Here is a 25,890-nt window from a genome sequence, read left to right on the forward strand (position 1 = left end):
ATGGGTGTAGGTCATTCGTGATCACTCCTATGTATTCTTTGGTCGGAATTACAATTTGAGTGTACCACGAATGGCTTATTTATTTGTCTAGCTTAATTTTACAATCGGCGTACTTAAAATAAAAAGATAGGAGATGCACAATGACTTACGACTTTCAAACACCTGTGAATCGAAAAAACACCGGCTCGGCAAAATGGGAGCAAATGTACGCCTGGAATCCTGATGTGGCAGCGGATGTTATTCCCCTTTCCGTCGCCGATATGGAATTAAAAAGTCCTCCTGAAGTGACAGAAGGATTACGGGACTATCTAAACGATGCTGTTTTAGGCTATACCATTCCTTACCCAGCCTTTCAAGAATCCGTTGCTGCTTGGCAAAAAAACCGCCACGGTTGGGACATTGAACCGGAATGGGTCGTACAGACGCAAGGTGTGGTCGCCGCGTTTTACGCCGCTATTCGCGCTTTTTCCAGCAAAGGAGATGGCGTTCTCCTCTTTCGGCCGGTTTATTATCCCTTTGGATCAGCAATAGCGGACAATGAGCGGACGGAAGTAAACATCCCTCTTCTTGAGCAAGATGGATTCTACACCATTGACTTCGAGGCTTTTGAGACGGCTGCCGCAAAACCGGAAAATAAAATTTTACTATTTTGCAGTCCGCATAATCCGGTGGGTCGCGTATGGACCATGGAGGAACTGGCACGAGTTGCGGAGATTGCGGTTAAACACGAGCTGCTTGTGATTTCCGATGAAATTTGGAATGACTTGGTGTTCAAAACAAATCCGCACACAGTTTTAGCGACGGTCACGCCAGCACTGAAGCCGTATCTCATTACCTGTACTTCTCCTTCCAAAACGTTTAACCTGGCAGGAATGGGAATTTCGAACATTATCATTGAAGACGACTCGTTGCGTCATCAGTTCAGTAGAGAAGTGGCGCAAGTAAGAGGGGATATGATTGGACCTTTGAGCTACAAGGCCTGTGAACTCGCCTATGCAAAAGGTGCTGCTTGGCTGGATGAATTGTTGGAGTTGGTTCTGACCAACCAAAAACTTGTCCATGACTTTTTCAAAAATAACTTTCCTCAAATAAAAGCGCCGATTTCAGAAGGAACCTACCTGCAGTGGATTGACTTCCGTGCTCTCGGTATGGCGAATGAAGAGTTGGAAGAATTTTTGCATGAAGAAGCGCAATTCTTTACCGATGAGGGGTATATTTTCGGTATCGATGGCAGTGGTTTTGAGCGCATCAACGTTGCCTTGCCAACCCATCTATTACAAGTTCAATTGGATTATTTGGCTGCAGCTTTACGAAAAAAGGGTTGCTAACTTTTCATTCAATTTTCGGTAGATAGCTTTCATTTCTGCCTCTGTACTTTTTTCTACGGCTTCATCGAATGCCATCCAAGCAACCGCACTGTTTTCTGCTGGATTAACGGTGAGTTCCTCTTCCAAAGCTTCCAATAAGTAGGTGAGGTTCAAATGAAGGTGAGCAGGAACGATCTTTCCTTTTTTCACATGTTCAGCAACTGGCAACACTTCAATCGAATAAATGTGTGAGTGAACCGGTTTGATTTCCTTTAGGCCGGTTTCTTCTTTTGCTTCCTTGATTGCCACCTTCAGCAAGTCTGCCTCCCCGTCGGCGTGCCCGCCAACCCAAGACCAAGACTGATAAATGTGATGGTACACCATGGCAACTTTTGTGTGCGTCGGGTTCAGCACCCAAGCGGAAGCGGTGAAGTGAGCATGGGTATTTTCTCTTGTTAACAAGGCAGCCTCCTTCTCCAAATAAGCGAGGATCTGCTCTTTAGCTGCTGCTTCTTGTTCGTTATAGGGTGTGTAAGCTGAAATTTCCTTTTTTAAGTCCAAGTGGGTACACTCCTGTGCTAGTCTATTTTCTGGAACATATTGACAGCCGGCTGCGTTAAATCCCCGGTCTCCATATAGGCTTGAAAATCCTTGATCCGAAACAAATCTTTCGGTTCTAAAAGGAAGAAATAAAGGGTAAACGGGTAACGGCAGCATTTGGCGACAATGTGGTTGTGTCCTTTATAAGCATACCACCAAACTTCATAGCGTTGGTTGTCAATCATGCATTCATCCTCTAAAAGGGTAAATTCATCACAGCCCTTTCGTTCCAATAAATGGGAGATGGAAATCTCCTTCTTCCAATTTCCTTGCTGCAAAAGCTTCATGTTCCCCACCTGCCTCTTCCTACTACTGATTGACGTGATACTTTTTAACGACGACTTGATTGCGTTGGTTTCTCTGACCGTAAATGACAATGGAATTTCCTTCCGCGACATGAAACAGGAAGTTCAGCGAATGAGTCTTAATCAGACAATTCTCCTTCGCTTCTCCATCTGTTTTGAGCGTAAAGCGGACGAGCGGCTTCTCTTCTAATTTTACGACTTTTATTTTTTCAACTTCGCCTTTCCAATAGGTGCGATCATTCATATCCATCCCTCGCCTTCTTTTTCTTCTATTATACGAACACACGTTCTTAAAAGTCAAGCGAACATCTTTCTTTTTCATCCGACAATTTGCTTGGTATACTAAGAAGGAGAGGAGTCGATGAACGTGAACCAATATCAAATGCAAGCAACGAAAACAGAAAAAATAATCTTTGGGATGGGATGCTTCTGGAGCCCGGATAGTTTGTTTGGTGCTCAGCCAGGTGTCATCCAGACCTTAACAGGATTCGCTGGCGGAACCACTTCTTCCCCTACTTACCGCTCCATCGGCGACCATACGGAAACCATCGAAGTGATTTTTGATCCGACCATCCTTTCCTGTGCCGATTTATTGCGTCTCTTTTGGCAAAGTCACGACGCAACAAAAGACCGCTCTTATAAAGAACGGCAGTATATTTCCCTATTAGTCTTGCAAAATGAAGAACAAAAACAGATCGCCGAGCAAGTAAGGACCGAAGAAGAAACGCGACAAGGTCGTCCTATCGATACGGAAGTACAGCTCTTGACGCCTTTTTATCCGGCCGAACCTCATCACCAAAAATATTATTTGCGCAGATTCAAGAATGCGACCGCACGGATCCAGTCCCTCTTTCCGACTGAGGAAGCATTTATCCAAGCGACCATCTCGGCACGGCTGAACGGATTTGTCCGTGAAAAAACGAAACTTCCAGCGATTAAGGAAGAGATTGCTACATGGGGGCTGGAAGAAGCGGCCTATCAGACGCTTCTGGATACGTTGACGCAATTAAAATGGTAAGTTCTTGATCGTGGTCAATTTTTTATTTCCCTATTTACTTTAAGCTGAATACATCAGCAAACAAAGGAGCAGTTACCTATGGAATCTCCAACGCATTGTCATCATCGCTCTCATAAGACCTGTGTTTCCCTCGTACCGATCTTTAATCATTTGTCGGATGAACAGATGGCGGATATTGCAGCTCTAGCTCGGTCCAAACATTATAAAAAAGGTGAGTTCTTGTATCAGCCAGAAGAAACTTCGGATGCCCTCTACATCTTGAACCAAGGGATGGTGCGAATTTTCCATCTGACCGAGTCTGGTAAGGAACAACTCGTACGATTCTTGCAACCGGGCGACTTTACAGGTGAGATGGCACTCTTTCGCTCTTCGGTCCACGAATCCTTTGCCCAAGCAGTGAAGGATACCACCATTTGCATCTTGAAACGGGAGGATTTACAGCCCCTTTTAGCAAAATATCCGGCGATTTCCTTAAAAATCATGGAAGAATTCTCGAGGCGTCTGGATCAATCAGAAAAACAAACCACTCTGGTCGCGACCGAAAAAGTCGAGGCTCGTTTAGCAGTATTTCTAGTAGAATTGATGGAATTAGGCGAGAACGAAGTCACGTTACCGATGAGCAAGAAGGATTTGGCATCTTATTTAGGAACGACCCCTGAAACAATCAGCCGGAAACTCAGTTCATTGGAAGAGAACGGCTTGATTACTCAAGTAACCAATAAGCGCATCCGAATCAATGATGTTGATGCGTTGTTATTGGTTTAACGGAACCCATTTATAAACGAAAAAGGAGGAAGCAGATTTCCCTGCTTCCTCCTTTTGGTTGGTTATTTTCCTTCATAGGCGTCCCGTATGGCTTGGATGTCCAGCTTCTTCATCGGCAGAAAGGCGGCAACCGCTCGTGCCTTCGCTGCTTCATCGTCTGATTTCATCATCTCGTCCATCTCGCGCGGTGTAATCTGCCAAGAGACACCAAATTGATCCTTGAGCCAGCCGCATTGTTCCGCTTCAGGCACTGCGGACATTTTTTCCCAATAGTAAGCAATTTCAACTTGGTCTTCACAATAGACGATAAAAGAAATGGATTCATTGAAAGAAAAATTGTGTTCTAAGCTGCTCTCCGACAGAAGAAAACTTGTTCCTTCTAAACGAATGGAAGAAAACATTACTGCTTCAGGATCTTCTCCGCCTTCATTGGTTCCGTATCGATATACTTCACCCACAGCCGTGTTCGCAAATACGTCTGCATAGAAAGCCAACGCCTCATCTACTTTGCGGTACTGATCTCCCACAAATAGAAGCGAAGGATAAATTTTTTGTTCTGTTGGCTCTGTTACGTACATTAATTGCCATGACAAGCCGTACTTGTCATTCAACCAGCCAAATCGCTCGTTAAATGGATACGTTCCCAGCTCCATCAAAACCGTTCCATCTTCCCTCAAAGCTTCCCAGAGTCGGTCCACTTCTTCTATTGTCTGGCAATAAACTGAAAAGGAAACAGAGGGATTAAGGGTGAAAATGGGACCTGCTGAAATAGCAAAAAATTCCAATCCTTCCAGTGTAAATGATAGTTGCTCACTATCACCGGACGGTGTGTCTTTTATAACGGTAACCCAGTTTATTTGCGAATGTTCAAAAAGAGACGTATAAAACCGAGCAGCTTCCAATGCTTCATGATCAAACCAGAGACTTGGCACAATCTTTTGCATGGTCTTTCTCCTTTACTATTCCACCCTTTGCGTGAACGATTACCCTACGTAACTGCCTAAAAGGAACCCTGCCAACAATACAACAATCGGAATGGAGAGGATGAAGAGTAAGATACCAATTAATGAACGGTCTTCTTGCCACACAATCGCGATCAACCCGCCAAACAGGCTGATAAACGCACCTACGATTCCGGTGACAGCTAATAAGAATAAGATCCAATCGATGAATCGATTGCCTCCGATTCGAGGTACAGCAAGTCCTACCAGTATCCAAGTCGCAAAGAAATAACCAATTCCGCATGCAGAAATCTTCCCTAAATCAGTTTTTGGCCGAAATGTGAACTTCATCAAGCATCCTCCGTTGTCCGATTCTTTTTCTTGCCTTTATTTTACCACTTTCTTGCTGCTGCCGTCTTGATAATTTATTTCATATCCTTCTTGAATGTTGAAAATATAGACGTTGAACCGCAAGGCATCGTCTTCTACTGATTGGGCCATCATGTGGACACCACGAGCAACGAGCTCATCCTCACGGAAAATAGGTTCTACTAAATAGCGCACATGATTATTCGTCTGTTCCAAGTAGTAATCAATATCGTTCTCAAAGCGCAACATGTGTGGATTGTTCAAGCTCCGCGTACCCGTCATTAAATTTCGGATATTATTATTCTCGCCGGTGAGCTGGAATCCAATCAAATGGCTCCGGTTGTACAACCATTGTCCATTGTCCAACTTTTTCTGCTTCCACCCAGTTGGATCAATATAGAGCGGTTCGCGCTCTTCTGTTGGGAACAAGTCTGTCCCTAACATCGCATGGCCCGGTCCCACTCGGTTCAGATGATCAATCTCACTGAACTCTTGCCAACTGCCATCGTCTAGCGACAATTCGTCATCCGTAAAGGTTGGCATATTGTCATTAATCTCAACAACTTGATTGACACCATCGTACTCTAAGTAGGTAAGCTCCGATTCCGGGATGGTATGGGTCATGAAAACTTTATCAATCCAGCCTTCAATTACCGGAATCGGTTGAGTCATCAAGAGGAACAACACTGCTCCAATTGCCAAAACTCCATTTACCACTTTCAAAGGGACATCTAATTCGTCTTTTCTTTTTCTTCCTCTAGCCATTTATTCCTCTGTTCCTTTTCCTTTCTGAAACCCTTCTTCACGCAAGTATGCCTCGCATGCTTCTTTGGTTTTGAAAATTCCTTCCACTTGGTCATTCGGTAAAAGAACCGACCAGGTTGGATTCTCATAACACAAGCGCAGCACTTCACCCGCATTTTCAAACCACAATTCCGTATAGCCTTCTTCATAACCATCTTCTGTTTTTTTCAAAAAGGAGATGGCTTCTTCCACGAGCTTACGGATGGTTGCTTCGTCTTCTTCGAGTACTGAAATGTACCCTTTTTTCGTTTCTTCTTTCGGTAAATACCCAGCATAAATAAAGGCATTTCCATTTGGATGCAAGAAGCGGACGACGATTGTCTTCGCTACTGCGCTGTCTTGGAAGTGATAATTGTAGCGATTCAATGATACAGGCACAGATGCTAATTCTGGATAGCTGTCGAAAATTTCTTTTTTCTCTTCAAAGGTTAGTACCATGTCGCTTTTCCTCTTTTCTTAAATATAATATAAATTCTCTGATGAATAGACCGGGTCACTCGTAATATCGATGCCTAAGCTACGCAACAGCTGCTCGTCATCTTTCTTCAACATCACAGTAGAATGGGCCTGAACACCCGATAAGTTCGAAAGTTGATTGTAACACACTTGAGCCGTTGGATTCGTTACCGCACTGATTGCTAGCGCAATTAAGATTTCATTTGCGTTCAAAACAGGCATCCGTGTCTCCAAAACTTCCGCTTTCATCTTTTGAATGGTTTCTAGAATTTGGGCAGACAACAATGGAATTCCGTCCGATACATTTGCCAACGTTTTAATTGAATTCAAAATAGCAGCGGAGGAAGAATCCATCAAACTCGAACTCCGACCTGTCACAATCCGACCGTCATTTAATTCGAACGCCATTACGGCTTTCGTTTCACTCATCCCGTCTCGATTCCGCACTTCTTCTGCATACAAGCGAGCTGGCTTCACAGCCGGACGGTCTTCTTGTTTTAAGTTTGCTTCTTCTAGCAAGATTTTCATCCGGTACAGGGTATCTTCACCGATCAAGCCTTTTTTGTAATCACATTCCGTGGTAAAGCTGCGCCGAATCATTTCTTGTTTGGAAGCTTCTTGAACCACTTCATCATCGATGATCCCAAATCCAACTCGGTTCACGCCCATATCGGTTGGCGATTGGTAGACGGATTCTTTTCCAGTAATCTTTTCGATGATCCGTTTAATGACTGGGAATGTTTCAATATCACGGTTGTAGTTGACCGCGATTTCTTGGTATTTCTCAAAATGGAAGTTATCAATCATGTTGACGTCTTTCAAATCAACAGTTGCTGCTTCATAAGCCAAGTTTAATGGATGCTTCAACGGTACATTCCAGACAGGGAACGTTTCAAACTTCGAGTAACCTGCCTTTTTGCCTAATTGATTCTCGTGATACAGCTGGTTCAAGCAGGTAGCGAGCTTGCCGCTTCCGCCGCCTGGAGCAGTCACCACAACAATCGGCTTCGTTGTTTCGATGTATGAATTTTGGCCGAAACCTTCTTCACTGACAATTAAGTCCACTTCCGATGGGTAACCTTCCAAACTTTGGTGCGTATATACCTTGATGTCGCGTTTTTCCAACTTGTTAATGAACATCCGCGTCGAAGGTTGTCCGTGATAACGGGTAATGACGACACTGTTTACTTCTAAACCATATTCCCTAAACTCATCGATTAAGCGAAACACATCCATATCATACGTGATTCCATAGTCACCGCGGATTTTATTCCGCTCAATGTCACCCGCGTACACACAAATAACGATTTCTACTTTTTCCTTCAATCGTTGCAACATCTTGATTTTTGCATCCTCGTCAAAACCAGGAAGTACCCGTTTCGCATGCTTATCACCAATTAACTTGCCACCGAACTCTAGATACAATTTATCATAATCATTTACACGTTCTAAAATATAGCGGGATTGCTCTTCAATATATTTTTTTGAATCGAAACCAATTTTATACATACCCGACCTCCAGTAATTATTTCTTCCCGAAACTCAACTCTACTTATTATAGAGATTTTTCACGTCTTAGCAAAGCACTCATTTCTTATTTTGGGCTTTTTCTTGCATCTTGTCCAGCTTATTCTTAGAAGCATTGACAAACATTGAACAAAGACAGTATAATTATTTCGTTAGCACCGATTATACGAGCCGTTAGTTCAGCGGGAGAATGCTTCCTTGACAGGGAAGAGGTCACAGGTTCAAATCCTGTACGGCTCATACGTAAAAAGAAGAAGTCCAAATGGGCTTCTTCTTTTTTTGTTGAACGAGAATGGCTCATTCGGACAAGTAGCCCTCTTTTTTATGCCCCACCTGGCCGAATCTGAGCTAGCTCGGACAAGTAGCACAGTTTTTCACCCCTCACTTGGCCGAACCAGAGCCAGTTCGGTCAAGTAGCTCCGTTTTTAAATCCTCACTTGGCCGAACTGAATTCACTGACCGCCAACTTCTTGTTAAATTCCCTTAAAGCAACAAAAAAAGGAGGAAGAATCCTCCTTTTTACCACTCATTCCAATTGGCAAATGTTTTTTGGTACTCTTTGATGATGGTATCTTTTTGCTTTTTCAAAGTGGTTAGAGCAGCGAGTAATGGTCCGGATTCCTCTATCATCTCGCAATCTTCCTTCTGGCGTTCAATCGCTTCTTCGACTGGCTCATAAGGTGCTGCCACTTTAATGTCATCCAACACGCGGAAGATTTGTCGTTTCAAGCGCTCCATCCGCGCGGGCTCGGCTGCTTTGATTTCTTCAAGTTGTTGGACCATATAGCCAAAGGACAGATGCCGCAACATGCGACCATTTTTCACATGAACATATTCTTTTTGAAACGGGGTGACACCAGGCGCTTGGCCGTGAATCTGATACCAGCCGTCATAAATTTCCCAGATGCCGTCGCCTTCTTCAGGTTGGAAATCGCGCTTCAGGCGAAACACCTTGTCTTCACCGGTAATTTCCGCTACCCAACGCTTCTCGTCTTCGTTTGGCAATAGTTGTAATCGTTGTGGTTCCACTATTCTCACTCCTCTCTCAATAAAATATGCAAACAATCACCATTTCCTTTTTAGGAAAGAAAAGAAGACCGGAATAAATTCCAGTCTCTTTCTGCTACCATCATTATTCGGTACGTAATGCTTCTACAGGGTCTTTCTTCGCTGCCATGCGTGATGGGATGATCCCCGCAATTACTGTCAAAACGAGACTGATGATCACAAGGGCAACTCCGCCAAGTGGTGGCAAGGAAGATACACCTGCGATACCCGTTATGTTTTGGATGATGAGGCTGATTGGAATATTCAGCAACACCGTAATTCCAATCCCGATTAATCCAGAGAATAGCCCGATGATGAAGGTCTCTGCGTTAAAGACACGGGAGATATCTTTTTGGGAAGCTCCGACACTGCGCAGGATTCCGATTTCCTTCGTCCGTTCCAATACCGAAATGTACGTAATAATCCCAATCATGATGGAAGATACGACTAGAGAGACACTTACGAATGCAATCAATACGTAGCTGATGATATTGATAATGGAAGTAACGGAACTCATCAATGTTCCAACTAAGTCACTGTACGTAATCACATTCTCATCACGGCCTGCTTCTGTTTCGGTTGTATTGTATTCGGAAATTAAATCGGTCAATTGCTCTTTCGATTCAAAGTTGGTTGGGAAAATATTGATTTGACTAGGATTGTCTAAATCAACTGCACCCAATGTTTCCAAGTTTGTTTCTAATGTCGCATTAAAGTTTTCTTGATAAGCCGTAATCAACTCTGTTAATTCTTCCGGCGAAAGATTTGCCATATTCATTTGTTCTTCCGGAGACAAGTTCGCAACATCGAATTCTTCATCTGCGTTTTCTGGGAACGCTAGTCCGGTAAAGACGTTAATGTCCGGATTATTTCTTTGTTCTTGGACAATTTCTGCATCATTCACGGACTGGATCACATATTCTTTCAGAGCACTTGTGTACCCAATGGATCCTGTTTCTTGTCCGCCTACTGATCCTTCACTTGGCTTCATAATCCCTACGATGGTGACATCTTCGCTGTTTTCTACAACTTCTTCCATATAGGCTTCATCGTCACGTTGATCCAACCATACTGTGCCGTTGTTTTCGTAAAAGTCCGTATTCAATACGAGCTTAAAGTTCATGCCCAGCAACTCTTCGTTGGAATACGTAGAAATTTCTGGCGCTTCGTAATCTTCTCCAGCCATAACTGCCTCGAAATTCTCTGCCAATTCTTCTTGGCTTAATAATCCCAATGCATAGAGCATGTAGTCGCTCACGCGGTTGTCTTCATCGACAATCAAGACAACTTCGTGCTCATTTTCTGGCCAGCGTCCATCTAGTGTATCATATTGTTTTTCCAATAAAGCTTGGTTGTCCAACAATTCACGCCAAATGTTTGTGGAAGAAGATCCGCCCATGGAACCTCCCGCTGCGCTTTGGAGCGGGTTACCCCCACCCATTGCTTGTCCCATTCCGATTGCATCCATGACATTGGATGGATTCACTTGCATCACGCCGTCTACGCCGGCTGGATTGTAAATGTTAATAGGAATATTGTAATTGTACTGGATGGCATTGCTGTACTGTTCAACCCGGTCATCTGACTCCAAGAATTCCTTGAAGGATTCTAGATTGTTGGAATCTTTCCGGCTTGCCAAGGTTTCCATAACATCCGTCATGATGGGTGTAGAAGCAATTTCTCCTTCTGCCACTTCCGCTTGTTCTTCCGTATTAACCCCCATCAAGGCTTCCATAATCATCGCGATATCGAGCGTTGATTCTTCAATCGTTATTGGATAGGAAGAAAGGGTATCTTCTTCAATTCGTTCAATGTAATTTTGTACACCATTTGACAGAGATAAAATCAGCGCAATTCCGATAATCCCAATACTGCCGGCAAAAGCGGTCAAAATGGTCCGACCTTTTTTCGTCAGCAAGTTATTGAAACTCAAGCCCAATGCAGTAAAAAAGGACATGAAGGTTTTGTCGCTCTTTAAGACGGTGCTCTGGCGTGTATCTACGTCGCTGGCTGGATTGGAATCATTGATAATTTTCCCATCCAACACTTTAATAATCCGCGTCGAGTATTCTTCAGCCAGTTCAGGGTTATGGGTAACCATGATTACCAAACGGTCAGAAGCAATCTCTTGCAGCAAGCTCATGATCTGTACACTTGTTTCTGAATCCAACGCTCCTGTTGGTTCATCTGCAAGCAAGATTTCTGGATCATTAATCAAAGCCCGTGCGATGGCTACCCGTTGCATTTGTCCTCCAGACAATTGATTCGGGCGCTTATTGATATGGTCTTTTAATCCTACTTTGGTTAGCACTTCACGGGCACGCGTCCGTCGTTCTTCTTTCGAAACCCCAGAAAGTGTTAAGGCCAACTCCACATTTGCCAATACAGTTTGGTGGGGAATCAAATTATAACTCTGGAAAATAAACCCAACAGAGTGGTTGCGGTACGTATCCCAATCTTGTGCTTTAAAGTCTTTTGTTGATTTTCCATTGATGAGCAAATCGCCAGAAGTATAGCGATCCAATCCTCCTACAATGTTCAACAAGGTGGTTTTCCCTGAACCACTCTGTCCGAGAATAGAAACAAATTCATTGCTGCGGAATTTCAAGTTCACTCCGTCAAGCGCAAGGACCGTTTCATCTCCGGTGCGGTACTCTTTAGTAATATTCTTTAACTCTAACATCTCTTCCTCACCTTTCGAAATGACTTTCGCCAAACCTCTAAAACAATCCTTCTACCATTGCAAACACTTTGCAAAGCACAAAGAAGCCATTCTATCCTCTAGTTTAAATAGTGTGAGGAGTGATTGCAAGAAAATAATCGTTAACTTTTCCGTAAGACCTCTTGAAGAGCCTGTTCTAAATCCGTTGTAGGTTGCTGACAAACAAAATCTTCACACACAAAAACGGTTGTTTGTTCGTCCTTTTTCGGGTAAGCAGCAGCAAAGTCTGCAATCCCTTGGAACTCGCTCGCCTCTTCTGCAGCCAATACCGCAGTGTTTGGCAAGTAGTACTCTTGCAAGAAGCCAAAGTCTTCCTTCGCACCTAAAATAACGACCTCATGTCCCGGGTACTCGCTGATGAGCAGACTTTGAAGGAGGGACATCGCAGACGTAGGCGCCTTTCGTACGTCCTCCCCAAATACTTGATACAGCTCATACAAACGGTCGGTGTACATCGTGTTACCTGTTAGCTTCGCTAATTTTGCGTATAAAAATGCGGCAATCGCATTTCCAGAAGGCATCGCTCCTTCTGCAATATCTTTGTCCTTTATCAATAGGCGCTCGCTGTCATGTCCGCTGAAGAAGAATCCACCCTGCTCCTCGTCCCAGAAGAGTTCCTCCATTTCAGATGTCCATTGAACAGCTCTTTCTAAGAACGACAAATTAAAGGTAGCTTCATACAGTTCCAAATATGCCCAAGCGAGAAAGGCATAGTCATCATGGTAGGCCAAAAACTTGGTCTCTCCATCACGGTATCGCGCCATGAGTCGCCCGTCCTTCACCAACTTTGTTTCAATGAAGTGGAGCGCATCTTCGGCCAGCTTCTTATACCGGTCCTCTTGGAAAACTTTCGCTGCCCGCGCTAACCCTGCAATCATGAGACTGTTCCAACTCGTTAAAACTTTGTCATCGGTATGCGGACGCACTCGTTTCTCCCGTTCCGCCAACAAAGCCAAGCGGATGTCCTCTTGAATAGGCGGACCTTGAATGATATTCTTCCCTTCAAAGTTCCCTCTCGGCGACAAACCATGTTCCTCGACAAATTCATCGGCTTCGTCTTCACCTAACAACTGATACAACTCAGCAAAGTCAAAGACATAAAATTTCCCTTCCTCTCCTTCTGAATCCGCATCAATCGCAGAATAAAAGGCACCTGATGAATCAGTCATTTCTTGTTCAATAAAGGTAATCAACTGAGTAGCCGTATCTTTGTATACAGGTTTCTGCGTAATTTGATAGCACGTCGCCAAGACCATCAGCAACAAGGCGTTATCATAGAGCATCTTCTCGAAATGAGGAGTCTGCCAACGTCGATCTACCGTGTACCGGGAAAAGCCAAAGCTAACATGATCCCAAATGCCTCCTCGAACCATCTTGTTTAGCGTATGTTCCACCATTTCAAGCGGTTCTCTCTCTCCAGACACTTGGTGATAGTGCAGTAGAAAGAGTAGATTCTGTGGTTGCGGAAATTTTTGGGTCGTGCCAAAACCGCCAAATACAGGGTCATAGAATTGTTTCAATTCTGCATAAGCCTTCTCAATAACCGAAGCAGAGAGCCCTTCTGTCCCCTTCGTCACAATCGTTTGTTGGAGCGCTCCTGTTACGCTCGCTTCCACGTCTTTCAGTTGTGCCTTGTCTTCATGATAGATCCGGTTCAACTGCTCTAAAACTTCCATAATCCCCGGCAAGCCATGGCGCCCTTCTCTAGGGAAATACGTTCCAGCGTAAAAAGGAATCTGTTCGGGAGTCATCACAATGGTAAGCGGCCAGCCGCCATGTCCGGTCATCATCTGGCAAACTTTCATGTATAGCGAATCAATATCCGGCCGTTCTTCTCGGTCTACTTTTATCGCGATATACTTTTCATTCATGTAGGACGCAACCGTCTCATCTTCAAAAGACTCATGTGCCATCACATGGCACCAATGGCACGTTGAATAGCCAATGGAGAGAAAGATCGGTTTATCTTCCTCCTTTGCCTTTGTAAAAGCAGCTTCGCCCCATGGATACCAGTCAATTGGGTTGTCTGCATGCTGCAAGAGATAGGGTGACTTTTCGGTTGCTAAATGGTTTTGTTTCACACTAAACCCTCCTCCAGTTACTTTCCTATTATTATACTGGAAAGGCGGCAAGAAGAGAAAAAAGACGTCTGAGGGGGTTGAAAATTGATTGGTGACAGCGCTTATGCTATATTGAAATTAGCAAACACAATTGTTAGATTGGATGAAAAGAGGGATGTTTATGGCTAGAGGAGGAGGTCGCGGCGGTGGTGGCGGCGGAAGTCGTGGCGGCGGCGGATCGTTTGGTGGCTCACGCGGCGGCGGTGGACGCAGCAGCTCGGGTGGCCGAGGCGGCGGGTCGTTTGGAGGCGGCGGTCGTGGCGGTGGTTCCTGGGGCGGCGGTGGCGGCTTCGGTGGCGGTGGCTATAACCGCAGACCAGTTATTCGTACCGGCCCCGTCATCAACACATGGGGAACAAGAGGAAGGCGCACGTATGGGAATGGTCCAGGCGGTCCAGGGGGTTGTGGTTCTGGTTGCGGAACAGCCATTCTTACCCTTACCCTGATTTTTGCTGTCTTGTTTATTTTACTGCCGGCATTAGCAGGAAATTCTGGGGGATCCGGAAGCAGCTCGAATCAATCCATTACCCCTTCCACAGTAGAAAGGGAACCACTACCAGCTGGTTCTGTTAATGAAACTTCCTACTATACGGATGAATTGGGTTGGGTAGAAAACGAATCCGTTATGAATGATGGCTTGCGCCACTTCTATAAGCAAACGGGTGTACAACCACATGTTTACATTACAGGTGAAATCAATGGTTCAAGAACTGCTTCGATGCAAGAAGTAGAGGCATTCGCAAATAGCCTGTATGATGATTTGTTTACGGATGAAGCGCACTTGTTGCTCCTCTTTTATGAAGGAGTTCCAAGCCAATACATTACTTATTACGTGACGGGTACGCAAGCCAAACAAGTGATTGACGCAGAAGCGGCGAACATTTTATTGGACTACATCGATCGTAACTATTATGATAGTAGTCTAAATACGTCTGAGTTCTTTAGTGAATCATTCCGTCAAGCAGCAGACCGCATCATGGAAGTAACGACTTCACCGTGGATTCCTGTTTTTCTAGTAATCGGAGCTGTCGTTCTCATCGCACTCCTGTTCTTCTGGTGGAAGAAACGGAAAGACCAACAAGCCTTGGAAGCAAAACAAACGGAAGAAATGTTGAACAAACCGCTCCACACATTTGGCAAACAGTCAGACGCAGATGATTTAGCAAAGAAATACAGTGATGACAATTAATACCTAATTTTGAGGAGGAAATGAACAATGGCCATTCTAAATCGCTTTACCGATATTATCAGTGCAAACATCAATGCAATCATCGACCGCATGGAAGATCCAGAGAAAATGATCGACCAATACTTGCGTGACATGATGGAAGATTTAGCCGAAGTAAAACGCAGCACTGCAAGCATTATGGCAGAAGAAAACCGTGCGAAACGCGAAGTAGACCAAAATGAAGCTGAAGTGAAGAAGTATGAACAGCTTGCTAAGAAAGCTTTGGAAGCCGGCAATGAAGATGACGCTCGCATTTTCCTTTCAAAGAAACAGGAAATTGAAAGTGTCGGAGCTGGCCTTGCTTCTGCATACGCATCTGCTCATGAAAACGCAGTGAAGATGCGCCAGATGCATGACAAGTTGGCAAACGATATCGAAACATTGAGACAACGCCGTGCGATGATTAAAGGCAAAATGTCCGTTGCGAAAACCCAAGACAAAATTAATGAAGTTTCACAAAACGTTTCGAAATCACAAAGTGCGTTGGGCAACTTCAAACGGATGGAAGACAAGGCGAACCGCATGCTGGATGAATCCAATGCTATGTCTGAATTAAACACTGAACCAATCGACCAAGCGAAAGCATTGGAAGAGAAATACGCAACCCAAACTTCTGCAGCAGTTGAAGATGAATTGACGCGTATGAAACAAGAACTGGGACTCTCCCCAGCTATTGAAGAAGATGAGAGCGAAAGCTCAGTAGAATAGGGAGTATAAAAAAAGTGTGACCAGCGTATACAGTTGCGTTGGCCACACTTTCTTAGTCTTCATCTTTGATATCTACGTCTTCTGGAATCGGAGTGTTCAGGTATTCTTCTAGGGCTGCTTTTTGCTTTTTCCGTTCTTTCAAGAATAAATTGAACTGTTCTTTGTATAACAAGGTCTGACCGTCTACTTGAACGGTTCGCACTTGCCTTTCGCGAATCCAACGGTGGACCTCATGGACGGGTACTTCCAAGTATTCAGCTGTTTCTTCAATCGTTAAGTACATAACTCTCCTACCTTTCTTCTTTCTCTATTTTACTGGAAAAGAGCGGCTTTGTCTTCGCCTACCTGAGCTTCTCGGTACTCATTTAGGAGGATTAACGATACAATAAATAGGAAGGTTCAGTAAAAAAGGAGGAATTGGAACAATGAATGAAGCACAGTTGAGAAAAGTACGTGACGGTAAAGGTTTTATTGCAGCACTAGATCAAAGTGGCGGAAGCACTCCGAAGGCTCTGAAACTCTATGGAATCATGGAAGAAGATTACCATTCAGAAGAAGAGATGTTTGATTTAGTCCATAAAATGCGCACCAGAATCATTACTTCCCCTGCATTTGATTCCCAATACATCCTTGGTGCCATTTTATTTGAACAAACCATGGAACGTGAAATCGACGGTATGCCGACTGCCCAATATTTGGCAGAGCAAAAAGGAATTGCCCCTTTCTTGAAAATTGATAAAGGGTTGGCAGAAGAAGAAAATGGCGTCCAATTGATGAAGCCGATGCCTCAATTAGCAAAAACCCTGGAGTTGGCCAATCATTACAATATCTTTGGTACGAAGATGCGCTCCGTGATTAAGGAATTGAATCCAGAAGGAATCAAGGACGTTGTCGCGCAACAATTCGAAGTCGCTCGTCAGATTATAGATGCAGGGTTGGTGCCGATTATTGAACCAGAAGTCGACATCTACAGCCATAAAAAGGACGAAGTTGAAGCAATTCTAAAAGATGAGATCTTGAACCATTTGAATACCTTGTCGGCGGACGATTTGGTGATGTTGAAGTTAACCATCCCTACCGTTGCCAATGCCTACCATGAACTCATTGCCCACCCGAATGTCATACGGGTCGTGGCACTTTCCGGCGGCTACTCTCGCGGAGAAGCAAACGAGAAATTAAAAGAAAACGACGGCCTGATTGCCAGCTTCTCGCGCGCCCTGTCCGAGAAACTGAATGTCAATCAAAGTCCCGAATCATTTGATGCTGCCTTGAAAGACGCAGTAACGACGATTTATGATGCGTCGGTGAATAAAAAATAATTAGAAAAAAAAAGAAGAAGCGCGGTTTCGCGACTTCTTCTTTTTGTTGTCTGAAAATTTTCGTTCGATGAAGTGAAGTGCTTTTTTATTCCTCACTTTAACGAACTCTCTTTTCTCTTGGCTGCCCAAATCGAATACAGGAATAGTGCCAACCCTAATAAGGTAATTCCCAGCCCTATTACTAGTCCCGGCGGAATAAATTGTGCACGAACTTGATGACTTCCTGCTGTCAGCGGCACTCCGATTAGTCCGCCCGCGACTTTGGTAGGCTGCACTTCTTTGCCGTCTACTTCAATCTGCCAGCCTGGTTCAAGTGGAATCGAAAGGAGAAGCAGTTCCCCATCCTGTGCATGTTCGACGGTACCCTCTAGGACATGATTCTCCCAAGTCAAGTTGCGTAACGGCTTTCCGCTATAGGAAGCAAGCATTTGATCAAACGTCTGATTCTGGAATGTTTGGATCTGCTCTGGCAATAGGTCTTCTCCTCCTGCTAGTTGCAGCGTCACACACTCCCCTTCTTCAGACTCACCTAATGGAACCAACATGCCGTCATCCAACTGCAACTTCGTTTTCACATCTTCCCCATTTACCTGCACCTGTTTATACGTTCCGCCAAGCGGCAACCAAATGTACAAGGTTCCGGCTTCTGTTTGGAAAGAAACCTCCTGTTCTTCCTTCTCAAATTGCTTGACCGGCACAAACACGTCCGTTTGAAACAGCGCTTGAGATAGTTGGTTTTGATTTTGGAAAGGATCGTCGGTAACAGATAGCTGCTCAATCGCACTTGGAACGGTGAAGCCGAACTTGAAGTGAGGCACAGGTTCCAATGTTTCTTCCAAGCGGTACCCAACAGACAGCAACAAATCTGTCAGCGGCGTACTGCCCACATAGGAAATCCGGCGCTCATTCCGACTGTAGAGTCCTAGATTTTGATAAAAGCTTATTTTATCTGCCGCCAATGTGGATGTATAAGCAGACACACCTGGATAGGAAAAGTGTACCCCGTCATTGTATCCATTCGTTGCCAGACGGAATTCCTTGGCATCAAATGACGAGTTGTCCACCCGAGCAAATTCCACATCAGCGAGCTCGGTTTCCATGTGGCCCACATATCTTTGGTAATCCGCATACGCATGTACCGGAATCTCTCCTGTCATCAGCCAAAAGTTGGTGCATAGTTCTATTAAAATAAAGAGTGCGAGCGGAAGTTTTTTGACCTTTTTCATCCCGAGCAAGATGGTCGAGGCCCCTACAAACAAGAGGTTCAGCAGTATCACTTGCACGCTCATCTCTGGGAAATCAAACCAATTCATTTGGTTAAATAAAAGAGCGAGAAGAAATACGATTCCTACCGCGATACCAACGCAAAGCACCTGTTTTTGCTGGATGCCAGTGCGATTGAGCCAACTTTCGTAAGCAAGACTTAGTAGAAAGAAAGAAATCAAGAAGCTCTGCCGGAATGGAAATCCTGCGGCTGGCTGGAATGCTTGAAAGAGCGCCAAGAGCGGTTGGAGCCAAGTCGTCAAGAGCAGGAATCCGAGGAAAAAGAAGCGTGTTCGCTTTGTTTTTCGAGGAATCAAGGAATTCCCTGCATAAACGCCAACGAGGAGGAGTGCGGTCAGAGAGCTGTACAAAGTTGGTAGATGCCGTAACCGGGTCGTGAAATCACTGATTCCGACGCCAAAACCTGCAAGACCATCCAATCCATACGTTGGGTACAAGCTCAAGAATGAGAAGTCGAACTCCCCTTTCCCAGTTGTCATCATTCCAAAAATGGTCGGAACCAACAATACGCCTGTCAGCATAGCCCCGATCAGTGAGCTACCAATAAAACGCCTAAGTTTTTTCCCGATTAGTTTCTGATTCTTTGTCGTTATCAAGGTCCAATAGACCGCGTAGAAAGCTAAGAACAAGCAGACCATGTAGCCTAAATAATAGTTACTCCAGATGAGGATAAACAATGACAAAATATAGCCCGTCTTCTTCCCCTCATCCAGTAACCGCTGCAAGGCGAGCGTCACTACAGGCAACCAAATCAAGGCATCCAGCCACATAATGTTATAGAAGTATGCCGCAGTGAATCCACTAAAGGAATAAACCACTGCAAGTAGAACCGCCATCCACGACCGCTTCTGGTATGTATGAATCAAATAGCGCCCCATCGCTGCGGCCGCGAGACTGATTTTCAATCCCATTAACAGATGCACAAAAATAGGCAGTGTTTCATTCGTAAAAAAGGCAACCAGCAAATTGAAAGGGCTGGTCACGTAATAAGCCATGAGCGGCAACATATTCCCGCCAATCCCGTTATGGAACGAATACAGAAATCCGTCTTGCGTGAGAAGCATGTCTCGAAATTCGGCTAGAAAAGGAAGATACTGAGCCCCCAGATCACTCATAAATAAAAGATCTGTGCCAAATGGCGCCAAGTTTTTACTGATTAAGAAAACAAACCAAAGTAAAATTGCCAATAAAAAGCTAATAAGTGGAATACGTTTTTTCTCCATGCGATCACTCCCGCTTAAAAATTATTACGGCTGAACCGTATGAAAAAAAGAAAAGAATAATGGGGAAACCAATTCCCCAGAAAATAGTGGTGGTCAGAAACTCCAGTTCCCAATGCTGGATAGCAATGCGAGTTACTTCCAAATAAAACCAATGCAAAAAATAAACCGAGGCAGACTGGGCACCTACTTTTGTAAGATACGTTCCTGCACCGAGTGTTGGATAGGTGAGCGCGAGGTTGAATAATAGATGAGTCAAAAAGATAGTTGAAAAAAAGTAATCTCCTGAGAAGAAAAAGACTCCTTCTATGACCTGACTCACAAAAAGAAGCGGCAGCAATAGAAACAGTTTTTTAGGAACTCGCACGTCGTAACGAGCCAGAAGGCAGCCAGATGTGGTATAAAACAAACCTAAAAACGCGGCTTCTCTTGTAGGGATGGACGGAATCAAGTCCAAAATGCCCACAATATTCAAAGCAAAGCTCATTACCCACAAGAATTCTACCAGATTCGCCCGGGCAAAGAGAAACAAAACGAGTGCACTCCAAATAACCGCTGGCAAATACCACAAGTGAGGTGCACTGGTTGGGTTGCCGAAATAAAGAATGGCGGATGGCGACCAGTTCTCTGACAAGTACTCCTGCAGCGAAGCTTTTTCTAGAAAAAGAACTAAAATATCAAACACAAAATAAAAGAGCGTCCAAAAAAGATACAATTTCAAAAGTTTCCCTACGTACTTTTTGACGGACGGCCAATTAAGACGATTCCCTAAGAAATACCCGCCAGCCATAAAGAAAAACGGCACAGCAAAACGAGCACCTGACTCGATGATGAGGTCGATCTCCTCTCCTGTTATACCAAACAAAGGAACCTGCATAAAAGAGTTGGCATGGATCAACACTACCGCAAAAGCCGCAAAGAACTTCATAAAATCGATTGATTCAATCCGTTTCATCTGTATCACCCGCCCTACTTGGGATACATCTAGTTTAATTCATCTCTCTTGATTCCTCCATTTTTTTGACCGGACACCGAACCCGATACGAAAACCCTGTTCCCAGTGGCAGTTCGATGATGTGACAGCACTTTTTGCCACTCACTTTAACGAACGAAGCTACGTTCGATGAAGTGACAACTCTTTTTGCCTCTCACTTTAACGAACAAAGCTAAGTTCGATGAAGTCGCAACTCTTGTGACCTCTCACTTTAACGAAAAAAAAAAATCCACAAAAAAACCGCAGCTTTTTAGCTACGGTAACGAAGTGCGAGTCCTTTTAAGAAATTGCGGGCATAACGATCGCCGCATATTTTGTAGTTACGGTGTCCTTCTTTGCGCAAGACCGCGCTCAATTCACTTTTTGAAATGGAAACACCGGCGTCCTCTAAGATTTCCAAAATATCCTCACTCTGCAAGGATAAGGCAATCTTCACTTTTTTCAACAAAAGGTTGTTGACGTTTTGATCTGTTAATTCTAAGTCCAGCTCGCGATCAGAGGGACCACGCTGAGAGGCGATTAAACCGTTCAAGAAGCGCTCGAGCCATTCGTTGCTGCAGCTCTTCTCATAGCCTTCTTCTGTTTTGGCTTTTCTCAGTAGTGCTTGGACTTCTGCTTTCGTAATAGTTAGGCCACCAAGTTCAAAAACCTCCACCATCTGGTCGTCTTTGATATTCAATGCGTAGCGCAAGCGCGCTAACCGATCGTTGTTATTCATGATTTCCCTCAATCTTTCTCTAATTGTTTGTATATCGTAGCGGCATCCAAAACGTGCAATGGCTTCAAAATAGGAACGTAATCAGGTCCGGGACCAGCTGCCTGTGCCCCTGCCCCAGCGGTCACCAACAAATACGTTTGCCCCTCAACCTTAGCAAGGGTAGCCAGGCATTGACCTGCTTCTTCGGTGAAGCCGGTCTTGCCGCCGATGATTATCTTCTCAATCTCTTCGTATTCTTCTCTGTACCGCTTCACCGTGCTTCTCATCGTCAGCCCTTCTGGGTTAAAAGTGGTTGGAGCAGTAAGGTACTCGTCTGTGGTGAAGATTTGGTAAAAGGTCTCATTTTCTAACGCAACTTCTAAAAGAAGTTCTAAATCAGCAACTGAAGAAACGTGGTCAGGATGATGCAAACCGGTTACCGTCACAAAATGGGTCGCATCCATCTGCAATTCCGCCGCTCTTTCATTCATTAAGATAGCATACTCTGCTTCAGAACCTGCAATCAAGTGCGCGATGGCCAGACAAGCGTCTGCCCCAGAAGGCAACATCGCTCCGTATAGTAAATCGCGAAAGCTTACCTTCTCTCCAACTTGAAATCCTGCCACAGCCGCTTCTTGTTCAAATAAGCGGTCAAAATATTCTGGTTTCATTTCAATGATCTGATCCAAGTCCTTCACGTTTTCAAGTGCAACAAGAACGGTCATGATTTTGGTTAAGGAAGCTGGTGGGAGCTGCTTGTCACTGTTCCTCTTCGTCACTACTCTTCCCGTCTCGAGGTTCGTCAGTATGACATTGGGACTATGAACACTTTTGAGGTCAATAAAAGGAGCAGAAAATTCAACCAAATTTTCGCGGAAATCATCTGCCGCTTGAACGACAGGCGGATGAGATTCCATCACTGCCTCTGATTCTGCAATTTCTATGACTGCTGGTTGTTCATCGCTCACGCCACTGATTTGTTGTACCGTATAGAGGACGCCACCTAGTGCAGACAAGAAGAATAATCCCCTTATCAAAGGGAATCTTCTCCTTTTTCTTCTCCTCACTGATGTCCGCCTCCCCTATTATTCTGTATCAAAATCTGATTCAACTCCAGCATGCCTTCTACAAATTGATTCTTGCCACCTTGAGCCGGATGGCGCACTTTGTAGTAATCGATTCCAAGCTTATCCAAGCTGTCTGCGGCCTTATTCCCTACCGCCACCACTCGTTCAATGGGAAAAAGTTCCAATAGATCGAGTAATGGCTGCTCGCCTAGCAGCAATTCTTTCTTCGTCGGCGTTCGGTTCGTTTTCGCCTGTTCCGTCTGATGCGGGTGGAACGGCAAAGCGTTCCATCCCATCGCACACAACTGGTATTCCGCTAGTACATTTCGGATGATGGTGGCCGTTGCTTCTTTCAAGAGCGACCCTTCTTGCTTCACTAACTCGTACCCTCTTTCCGCCCCAAAAAAGGGATGGTGCATCAAGAGGTATTCGCTCGTAAAAGGCACCCCGGTCAAGCGGCTCCCTCGATATCCAGGAGCTTCAGCAACCAGTAAGAGCTTCGGTGCCAATTTCTCCATTTGATAAAGGTAGTGCAATAAGTTTTGTCGGCGGATCACATTTTCCTTCAAATCATACGAATACTGATTATGGACATTCACTGGCGTTTTTGTCTGAGCTAAATCGTCGACAAACGTTTCAAATGTGCGTTTTTTGTTTCGCATGAACACGCTCCTCACTCCATGCTGACTAATTTACCTGCCAAAAAGGTTTCATCCTCGATAAAGCGTTCCAAGAGAATGTTGACTCGCGTGGATTCTTCCAAATGAACCCAATGCGTTGCGTTCTCAAAGAAAACAAGGCGGCCTTGCGAGCAATAATCAACGCTTCTCCGCGCTAAATCTCGTTCCAGGAATTGGTCTTTCGCTCCCCAAATAACCATAACCGGAACGGGAACTTCTTCTGGGACCTTGCCCCCTGAGAAACTCCGTCCCATTGCTCGGTACCAATTCAACATGGAAGTAAATGCTCTGGGTTGTGACCAAGCTTCCCGGTACCGGCACAAGTCTTCGTCCGTGAACGTGCCTTCTCGGCTTGTACGTTCCAACATCTGCATCGCTGGCAGCCAGTCGTTCATCTGTACTAATTTCTCTGGGACTGTACGGATTTGGAAGAATCCGGCATACGTACTTCGTAGCAATTGAGTTGGGTGTGTCAGGCCATAGCTCGCCATCGCAACTTCATGGGGTGCGTTCAAGATAATCAAACGCTCCACCAAGTCTGGATAGGTCCGCGCCACTCGCCAAGCCACAATGCCGCCCCAGTCATGACCTACCAGAATCACTTGTTCTTTCCCGGAAGCTTCAATCAACCCCGCTATATCCGCTGCTAATACTTCCGTGCGGTAATCCCGCACCTTCAGCGGCTTCTCACTTCGGTTGTACCCTCGTTGGTCGGGCACCCATACACGGTATCCTTGTTCGGTGAAATAGTCGATTTGTTTCCGCCAGCCAAACCAAAACTCAGGAAAACCATGCAGAAAAATAATCAATTTCCCCTCTTCGGGACCGGCCTTGGCAACATGCAACTGAATGTGGTTCGTCTTGATATATTCATGTACGGTCGAGTCCATTCTAAATTCCTCCTTTACAAGGCTTCAGAGTAATGGGTCGCCCTATTGCGGCCCTTTTCTTTCGAAACATACAGGGCATAGTCGGCTTTTCTCAAAATCGAATTCAAGTCATCCTCTTTTGTAAACGTAGCGGAACCAATACTAATCGTCAAGTGATTTACTTGGTCAAATGTTGCTTTCTCAATGAGACGGTTCACTTTTTTAGCAATAAAGAAAGCGGCTGATTCATCTGCGCCAGGAAGCAGCAAGATGAATTCTTCGCCGCCAAAACGGCCCGCCACGTAGTCATCACCAGCATACTCTTTTAACAAACTTGCCACTTTTATCAAGACTTCATCGCCTACTTGATGTCCGTAGCAATCATTTACTTGTTTGAAGTGATCGATATCCATTAATAAGAGGGAAAATCCAATTCCTTCTTCCTGATATCGTTCGATCAATCCCTCTAACCGTTCTTGCAAGAACTTCCGGTTGGCGATCCCCGTCAAGTGGTCCGTATTCGTAAGGAGAACCAAGTCGGTGTTGATTGCTGCAAGTGTTTCTTGTTTGTGCTGAATCTCAGCATAAACGTCTTCCAGCTTCTTCAAAGCTTCTTGCAATTCTCGTTGGGTCTGCTTGAGCTCTTTTTCATATTCCACTCGTCGTCTCATCGGTAACAAAACTACGTCAATTTGATCTTTTCCTTCTTTTATATATTGATTGGCGCTCATGATAAAGGGAACTTCTTCTCCTGCTTGATTTTTCAGCTTGATAAAAAATTCTTTTACTGAGCCATATAGATTAATATTCGGGTAGAAGTAGGAATGAAAAATCATTTTCATACTCGGCTTGCACATACATTCAATATGTTTGTTGAGTATCGTTTCCCGCTCATAGCTCATCTCTTTCAAAAAGGTATCATTGACTTCTAACAAATATCCTTCATGATCGAGCGAAAGAAGTCCGCATGGTGCATTTTGTAATCGATTTTCCATTCCGTTTCTCCCTTTCTATGCTTGTTCCAGATACTCTTTCAAGGCAGCAATTGTTTTTTCGGGCTGGCTAATGTGAGGATAATGTCCTTTTGCATCTAAGACACGTAATGTACTTTTCTTCAAATATTCATTCAGGAAACTTCCTACTTCTCTTGGAACGATACTATCATGCGTGCACTGAAGAATCAAAGTATCTACGTCCGACAGCGGCAATAAGTCCCTGCAGTCAGAGAAGAAGGTTACTTCTGCGAATTGGCGAGCAATTCTTGGGTCATTCGACACAAACGTATGCTCTAACTCGCGCACGATTTTCGTATCTTTACTTTGTTCCATCGCCATTGGTGCCATATAACTAGCCCAACCTGAGAAATTCATCTCCATCATTTCTAATAAGTCATGAATATCCGACTCATCAAAGCCACCATAATAGCCATCTTCTGTATTCAGGTAACAAGGAGAGGGTCCAATCATGATGAGTTTTTCGAAATAAGCTGGTTTCTGGATAGAGGCTAGGAGGCCAATCATGGAACTCACTGAATGTCCTACAAAAATAACTTGCTCTAATTCCAACGCTTCAATAATATCTAATACGTCTTGAGAATAACCTTCGAGTTGGCTGTATTTGATTGGATCATAAGCTGTTATATCAGAATGCCCCGCCCCTACATAATCGAACAAGACAAGACGATAGTCTCTCTCAAAGGCAGGCGTAATGTATTGCCACATCCCTTGCTCACAGCCGAATCCATGAGCAAATACAATCGTCTTTGCTCCCTCGCCTATGATTTGTACATGATTCCGTTTGATGATATCTTCTGTCATTTTATCCCTCTTCTTTTCACGCTTAT

The 25,890-nt window shown here is 44.5% G+C and carries 26 protein-coding genes and 1 tRNA gene; 7 read left to right on the plus strand and 20 right to left on the minus strand.

What is annotated here, in order from left to right:
* Window positions 1–140 precede the first annotated feature (140 nt).
* Entirely contained in the window at window positions 141–1,328 is a 1,188-nt protein-coding gene (locus tag PVE40_RS06580; protein WP_274731088.1) for a MalY/PatB family protein, read from the plus strand.
* On the opposite strand, the gene PVE40_RS06585 is transcribed toward PVE40_RS06580, so the two are convergent.
* From PVE40_RS06585 to PVE40_RS06595, 3 genes are read right to left on the minus strand one after another with little or no spacing between them, the layout of a single operon-like run.
* On the minus strand, window positions 1,308–1,868 hold the full coding sequence (locus tag PVE40_RS06585; protein ID WP_274731089.1) for an NUDIX hydrolase: 561 nt from the start codon (window positions 1,866–1,868) through the stop codon (window positions 1,308–1,310). The two genes, PVE40_RS06580 and PVE40_RS06585, sit on opposite strands and share 21 nt — an antisense overlap.
* Before the next feature lie 17 nt (window positions 1,869–1,885).
* The gene (locus PVE40_RS06590; RefSeq protein WP_274731090.1) at window positions 1,886–2,203 is read right to left on the minus strand and encodes a hypothetical protein; all 318 of its coding nucleotides are present in this window, start codon (window positions 2,201–2,203) and stop codon (window positions 1,886–1,888) included.
* Window positions 2,204–2,216: 13 nt separating this feature from the next.
* Window positions 2,217–2,462, minus strand: a complete 246-nt coding sequence (locus PVE40_RS06595; RefSeq protein ID WP_274731091.1) for a hypothetical protein — start codon at window positions 2,460–2,462, stop codon at window positions 2,217–2,219.
* A 111-nt stretch (window positions 2,463–2,573) separates the two neighbouring features.
* Between PVE40_RS06595 and PVE40_RS06600 the strand changes: the two genes are divergently transcribed.
* Window positions 2,574–3,230: a peptide-methionine (S)-S-oxide reductase gene (locus tag PVE40_RS06600; RefSeq protein ID WP_274731092.1), complete on the plus strand. Its 657-nt coding sequence runs from the start codon at window positions 2,574–2,576 to the stop codon at window positions 3,228–3,230.
* Between the two features lie 78 nt (window positions 3,231–3,308).
* A complete protein-coding gene (locus PVE40_RS06605) occupies window positions 3,309–3,995 on the plus strand; it encodes a Crp/Fnr family transcriptional regulator (RefSeq protein ID WP_274731093.1) in 687 nt (228 codons plus the stop codon).
* Between the two features lie 62 nt (window positions 3,996–4,057).
* On the opposite strand, the gene PVE40_RS06610 is transcribed toward PVE40_RS06605, so the two are convergent.
* From PVE40_RS06610 to PVE40_RS06630, 5 genes are read right to left on the minus strand one after another with little or no spacing between them, the layout of a single operon-like run.
* Window positions 4,058–4,939 carry a VOC family protein gene (locus PVE40_RS06610; RefSeq protein WP_274731094.1) on the minus strand — a complete coding sequence of 294 codons (882 nt, stop codon included), beginning with the start codon at window positions 4,937–4,939 and terminating at the stop codon, window positions 4,058–4,060.
* 39 nt (window positions 4,940–4,978) lie between these two features.
* The gene (locus PVE40_RS06615; protein WP_274731095.1) at window positions 4,979–5,287 is read right to left on the minus strand and encodes a hypothetical protein; all 309 of its coding nucleotides are present in this window, start codon (window positions 5,285–5,287) and stop codon (window positions 4,979–4,981) included.
* A gap of 36 nt (window positions 5,288–5,323) precedes the next feature.
* Entirely contained in the window at window positions 5,324–6,070 is a 747-nt protein-coding gene (locus PVE40_RS06620; protein ID WP_274731096.1) for a DNA/RNA non-specific endonuclease, read from the minus strand.
* Window positions 6,071–6,547 (minus strand): hypothetical protein, encoded by a 477-nt coding sequence (locus PVE40_RS06625; protein ID WP_274731097.1) that lies wholly within the window; start codon window positions 6,545–6,547, stop codon window positions 6,071–6,073. It lies immediately after the preceding gene.
* Window positions 6,548–6,565: 18 nt separating this feature from the next.
* Complete coding sequence (locus PVE40_RS06630; RefSeq protein ID WP_274731098.1) at window positions 6,566–8,074, minus strand: DUF1846 domain-containing protein; 1,509 nt, start codon at window positions 8,072–8,074, stop codon at window positions 6,566–6,568.
* Window positions 8,075–8,260: 186 nt separating this feature from the next.
* Between PVE40_RS06630 and PVE40_RS06635 the strand changes: the two genes are divergently transcribed.
* Window positions 8,261–8,332 (plus strand) — tRNA-Val (locus PVE40_RS06635).
* A gap of 279 nt (window positions 8,333–8,611) precedes the next feature.
* Here PVE40_RS06635 and PVE40_RS06640 read toward each other — a convergent pair.
* The 3 genes from PVE40_RS06640 to PVE40_RS06650 form a co-directional block, all read right to left on the minus strand.
* A complete protein-coding gene (locus PVE40_RS06640) occupies window positions 8,612–9,121 on the minus strand; it encodes a hypothetical protein (protein WP_274731099.1) in 510 nt (169 codons plus the stop codon).
* 103 nt (window positions 9,122–9,224) lie between these two features.
* Window positions 9,225–11,822, minus strand: a complete 2,598-nt coding sequence (locus tag PVE40_RS06645) for an ABC transporter ATP-binding protein/permease (protein ID WP_274731100.1) — start codon at window positions 11,820–11,822, stop codon at window positions 9,225–9,227.
* Window positions 11,823–11,962: 140 nt separating this feature from the next.
* Window positions 11,963–13,942, minus strand: a complete 1,980-nt coding sequence (locus PVE40_RS06650; RefSeq protein ID WP_274731101.1) for a thioredoxin domain-containing protein — start codon at window positions 13,940–13,942, stop codon at window positions 11,963–11,965.
* 160 nt (window positions 13,943–14,102) lie between these two features.
* On the opposite strand from PVE40_RS06650, the gene PVE40_RS06655 reads away from it, so the two are divergent.
* Together PVE40_RS06655 and PVE40_RS06660 are read left to right on the plus strand one after the other, a co-directional pair.
* On the plus strand, window positions 14,103–15,170 hold the full coding sequence (locus tag PVE40_RS06655; protein ID WP_274731102.1) for a hypothetical protein: 1,068 nt from the start codon (window positions 14,103–14,105) through the stop codon (window positions 15,168–15,170).
* 27 nt (window positions 15,171–15,197) lie between these two features.
* Window positions 15,198–15,917 carry a PspA/IM30 family protein gene (locus tag PVE40_RS06660; RefSeq protein ID WP_274731103.1) on the plus strand — a complete coding sequence of 240 codons (720 nt, stop codon included), beginning with the start codon at window positions 15,198–15,200 and terminating at the stop codon, window positions 15,915–15,917.
* 52 nt (window positions 15,918–15,969) lie between these two features.
* On the opposite strand, the gene PVE40_RS06665 is transcribed toward PVE40_RS06660, so the two are convergent.
* Window positions 15,970–16,200, minus strand: coding sequence for a helix-turn-helix domain-containing protein (locus PVE40_RS06665; RefSeq protein WP_274731104.1), 231 nt, complete (start codon window positions 16,198–16,200; stop codon window positions 15,970–15,972).
* Between the two features lie 142 nt (window positions 16,201–16,342).
* Here PVE40_RS06665 and PVE40_RS06670 point away from each other — a divergent pair, with 142 nt between their 5' ends.
* Entirely contained in the window at window positions 16,343–17,236 is an 894-nt protein-coding gene (locus tag PVE40_RS06670) for a fructose bisphosphate aldolase (protein ID WP_274731105.1), read from the plus strand.
* Between the two features lie 92 nt (window positions 17,237–17,328).
* Here PVE40_RS06670 and PVE40_RS06675 read toward each other — a convergent pair whose 3' ends face one another.
* The 8 genes from PVE40_RS06675 to PVE40_RS06710 all read right to left on the minus strand — a co-directional run bounded on the left by PVE40_RS06675 (window position 17,329) and on the right by PVE40_RS06710 (window position 25,864).
* Window positions 17,329–19,743: a YfhO family protein gene (locus PVE40_RS06675; protein ID WP_274731106.1), complete on the minus strand. Its 2,415-nt coding sequence runs from the start codon at window positions 19,741–19,743 to the stop codon at window positions 17,329–17,331.
* Window positions 19,744–19,747: 4 nt separating this feature from the next.
* Entirely contained in the window at window positions 19,748–20,695 is a 948-nt protein-coding gene (locus PVE40_RS06680; protein ID WP_274731107.1) for an acyltransferase family protein, read from the minus strand.
* Window positions 20,696–20,984: 289 nt separating this feature from the next.
* On the minus strand, window positions 20,985–21,452 hold the full coding sequence (locus PVE40_RS06685) for a YehS family protein (protein ID WP_274731108.1): 468 nt from the start codon (window positions 21,450–21,452) through the stop codon (window positions 20,985–20,987).
* Between the two features lie 8 nt (window positions 21,453–21,460).
* A complete protein-coding gene (locus PVE40_RS06690; protein ID WP_274731109.1) occupies window positions 21,461–22,468 on the minus strand; it encodes a D-alanyl-D-alanine carboxypeptidase family protein in 1,008 nt (335 codons plus the stop codon).
* Between the two features lie 26 nt (window positions 22,469–22,494).
* Window positions 22,495–23,160, minus strand: a complete 666-nt coding sequence (locus PVE40_RS06695) for a uracil-DNA glycosylase (protein ID WP_274731110.1) — start codon at window positions 23,158–23,160, stop codon at window positions 22,495–22,497.
* An 11-nt stretch (window positions 23,161–23,171) separates the two neighbouring features.
* The gene (locus PVE40_RS06700) at window positions 23,172–24,068 is read right to left on the minus strand and encodes an alpha/beta fold hydrolase (RefSeq protein ID WP_274731111.1); all 897 of its coding nucleotides are present in this window, start codon (window positions 24,066–24,068) and stop codon (window positions 23,172–23,174) included.
* Between the two features lie 14 nt (window positions 24,069–24,082).
* On the minus strand, window positions 24,083–25,042 hold the full coding sequence (locus tag PVE40_RS06705) for a sensor domain-containing diguanylate cyclase (protein WP_274731112.1): 960 nt from the start codon (window positions 25,040–25,042) through the stop codon (window positions 24,083–24,085).
* A 15-nt stretch (window positions 25,043–25,057) separates the two neighbouring features.
* Window positions 25,058–25,864 carry an alpha/beta fold hydrolase gene (locus tag PVE40_RS06710; protein ID WP_274731113.1) on the minus strand — a complete coding sequence of 269 codons (807 nt, stop codon included), beginning with the start codon at window positions 25,862–25,864 and terminating at the stop codon, window positions 25,058–25,060.
* Window positions 25,865–25,890: the final 26 nt, after the last annotated feature.

This window comes from Jeotgalibaca caeni, from assembly GCF_028863945.1.
In the GTDB taxonomy this organism is placed as follows: Bacteria; Bacillota; Bacilli; order Lactobacillales; family Aerococcaceae; genus Jeotgalibaca; species Jeotgalibaca caeni.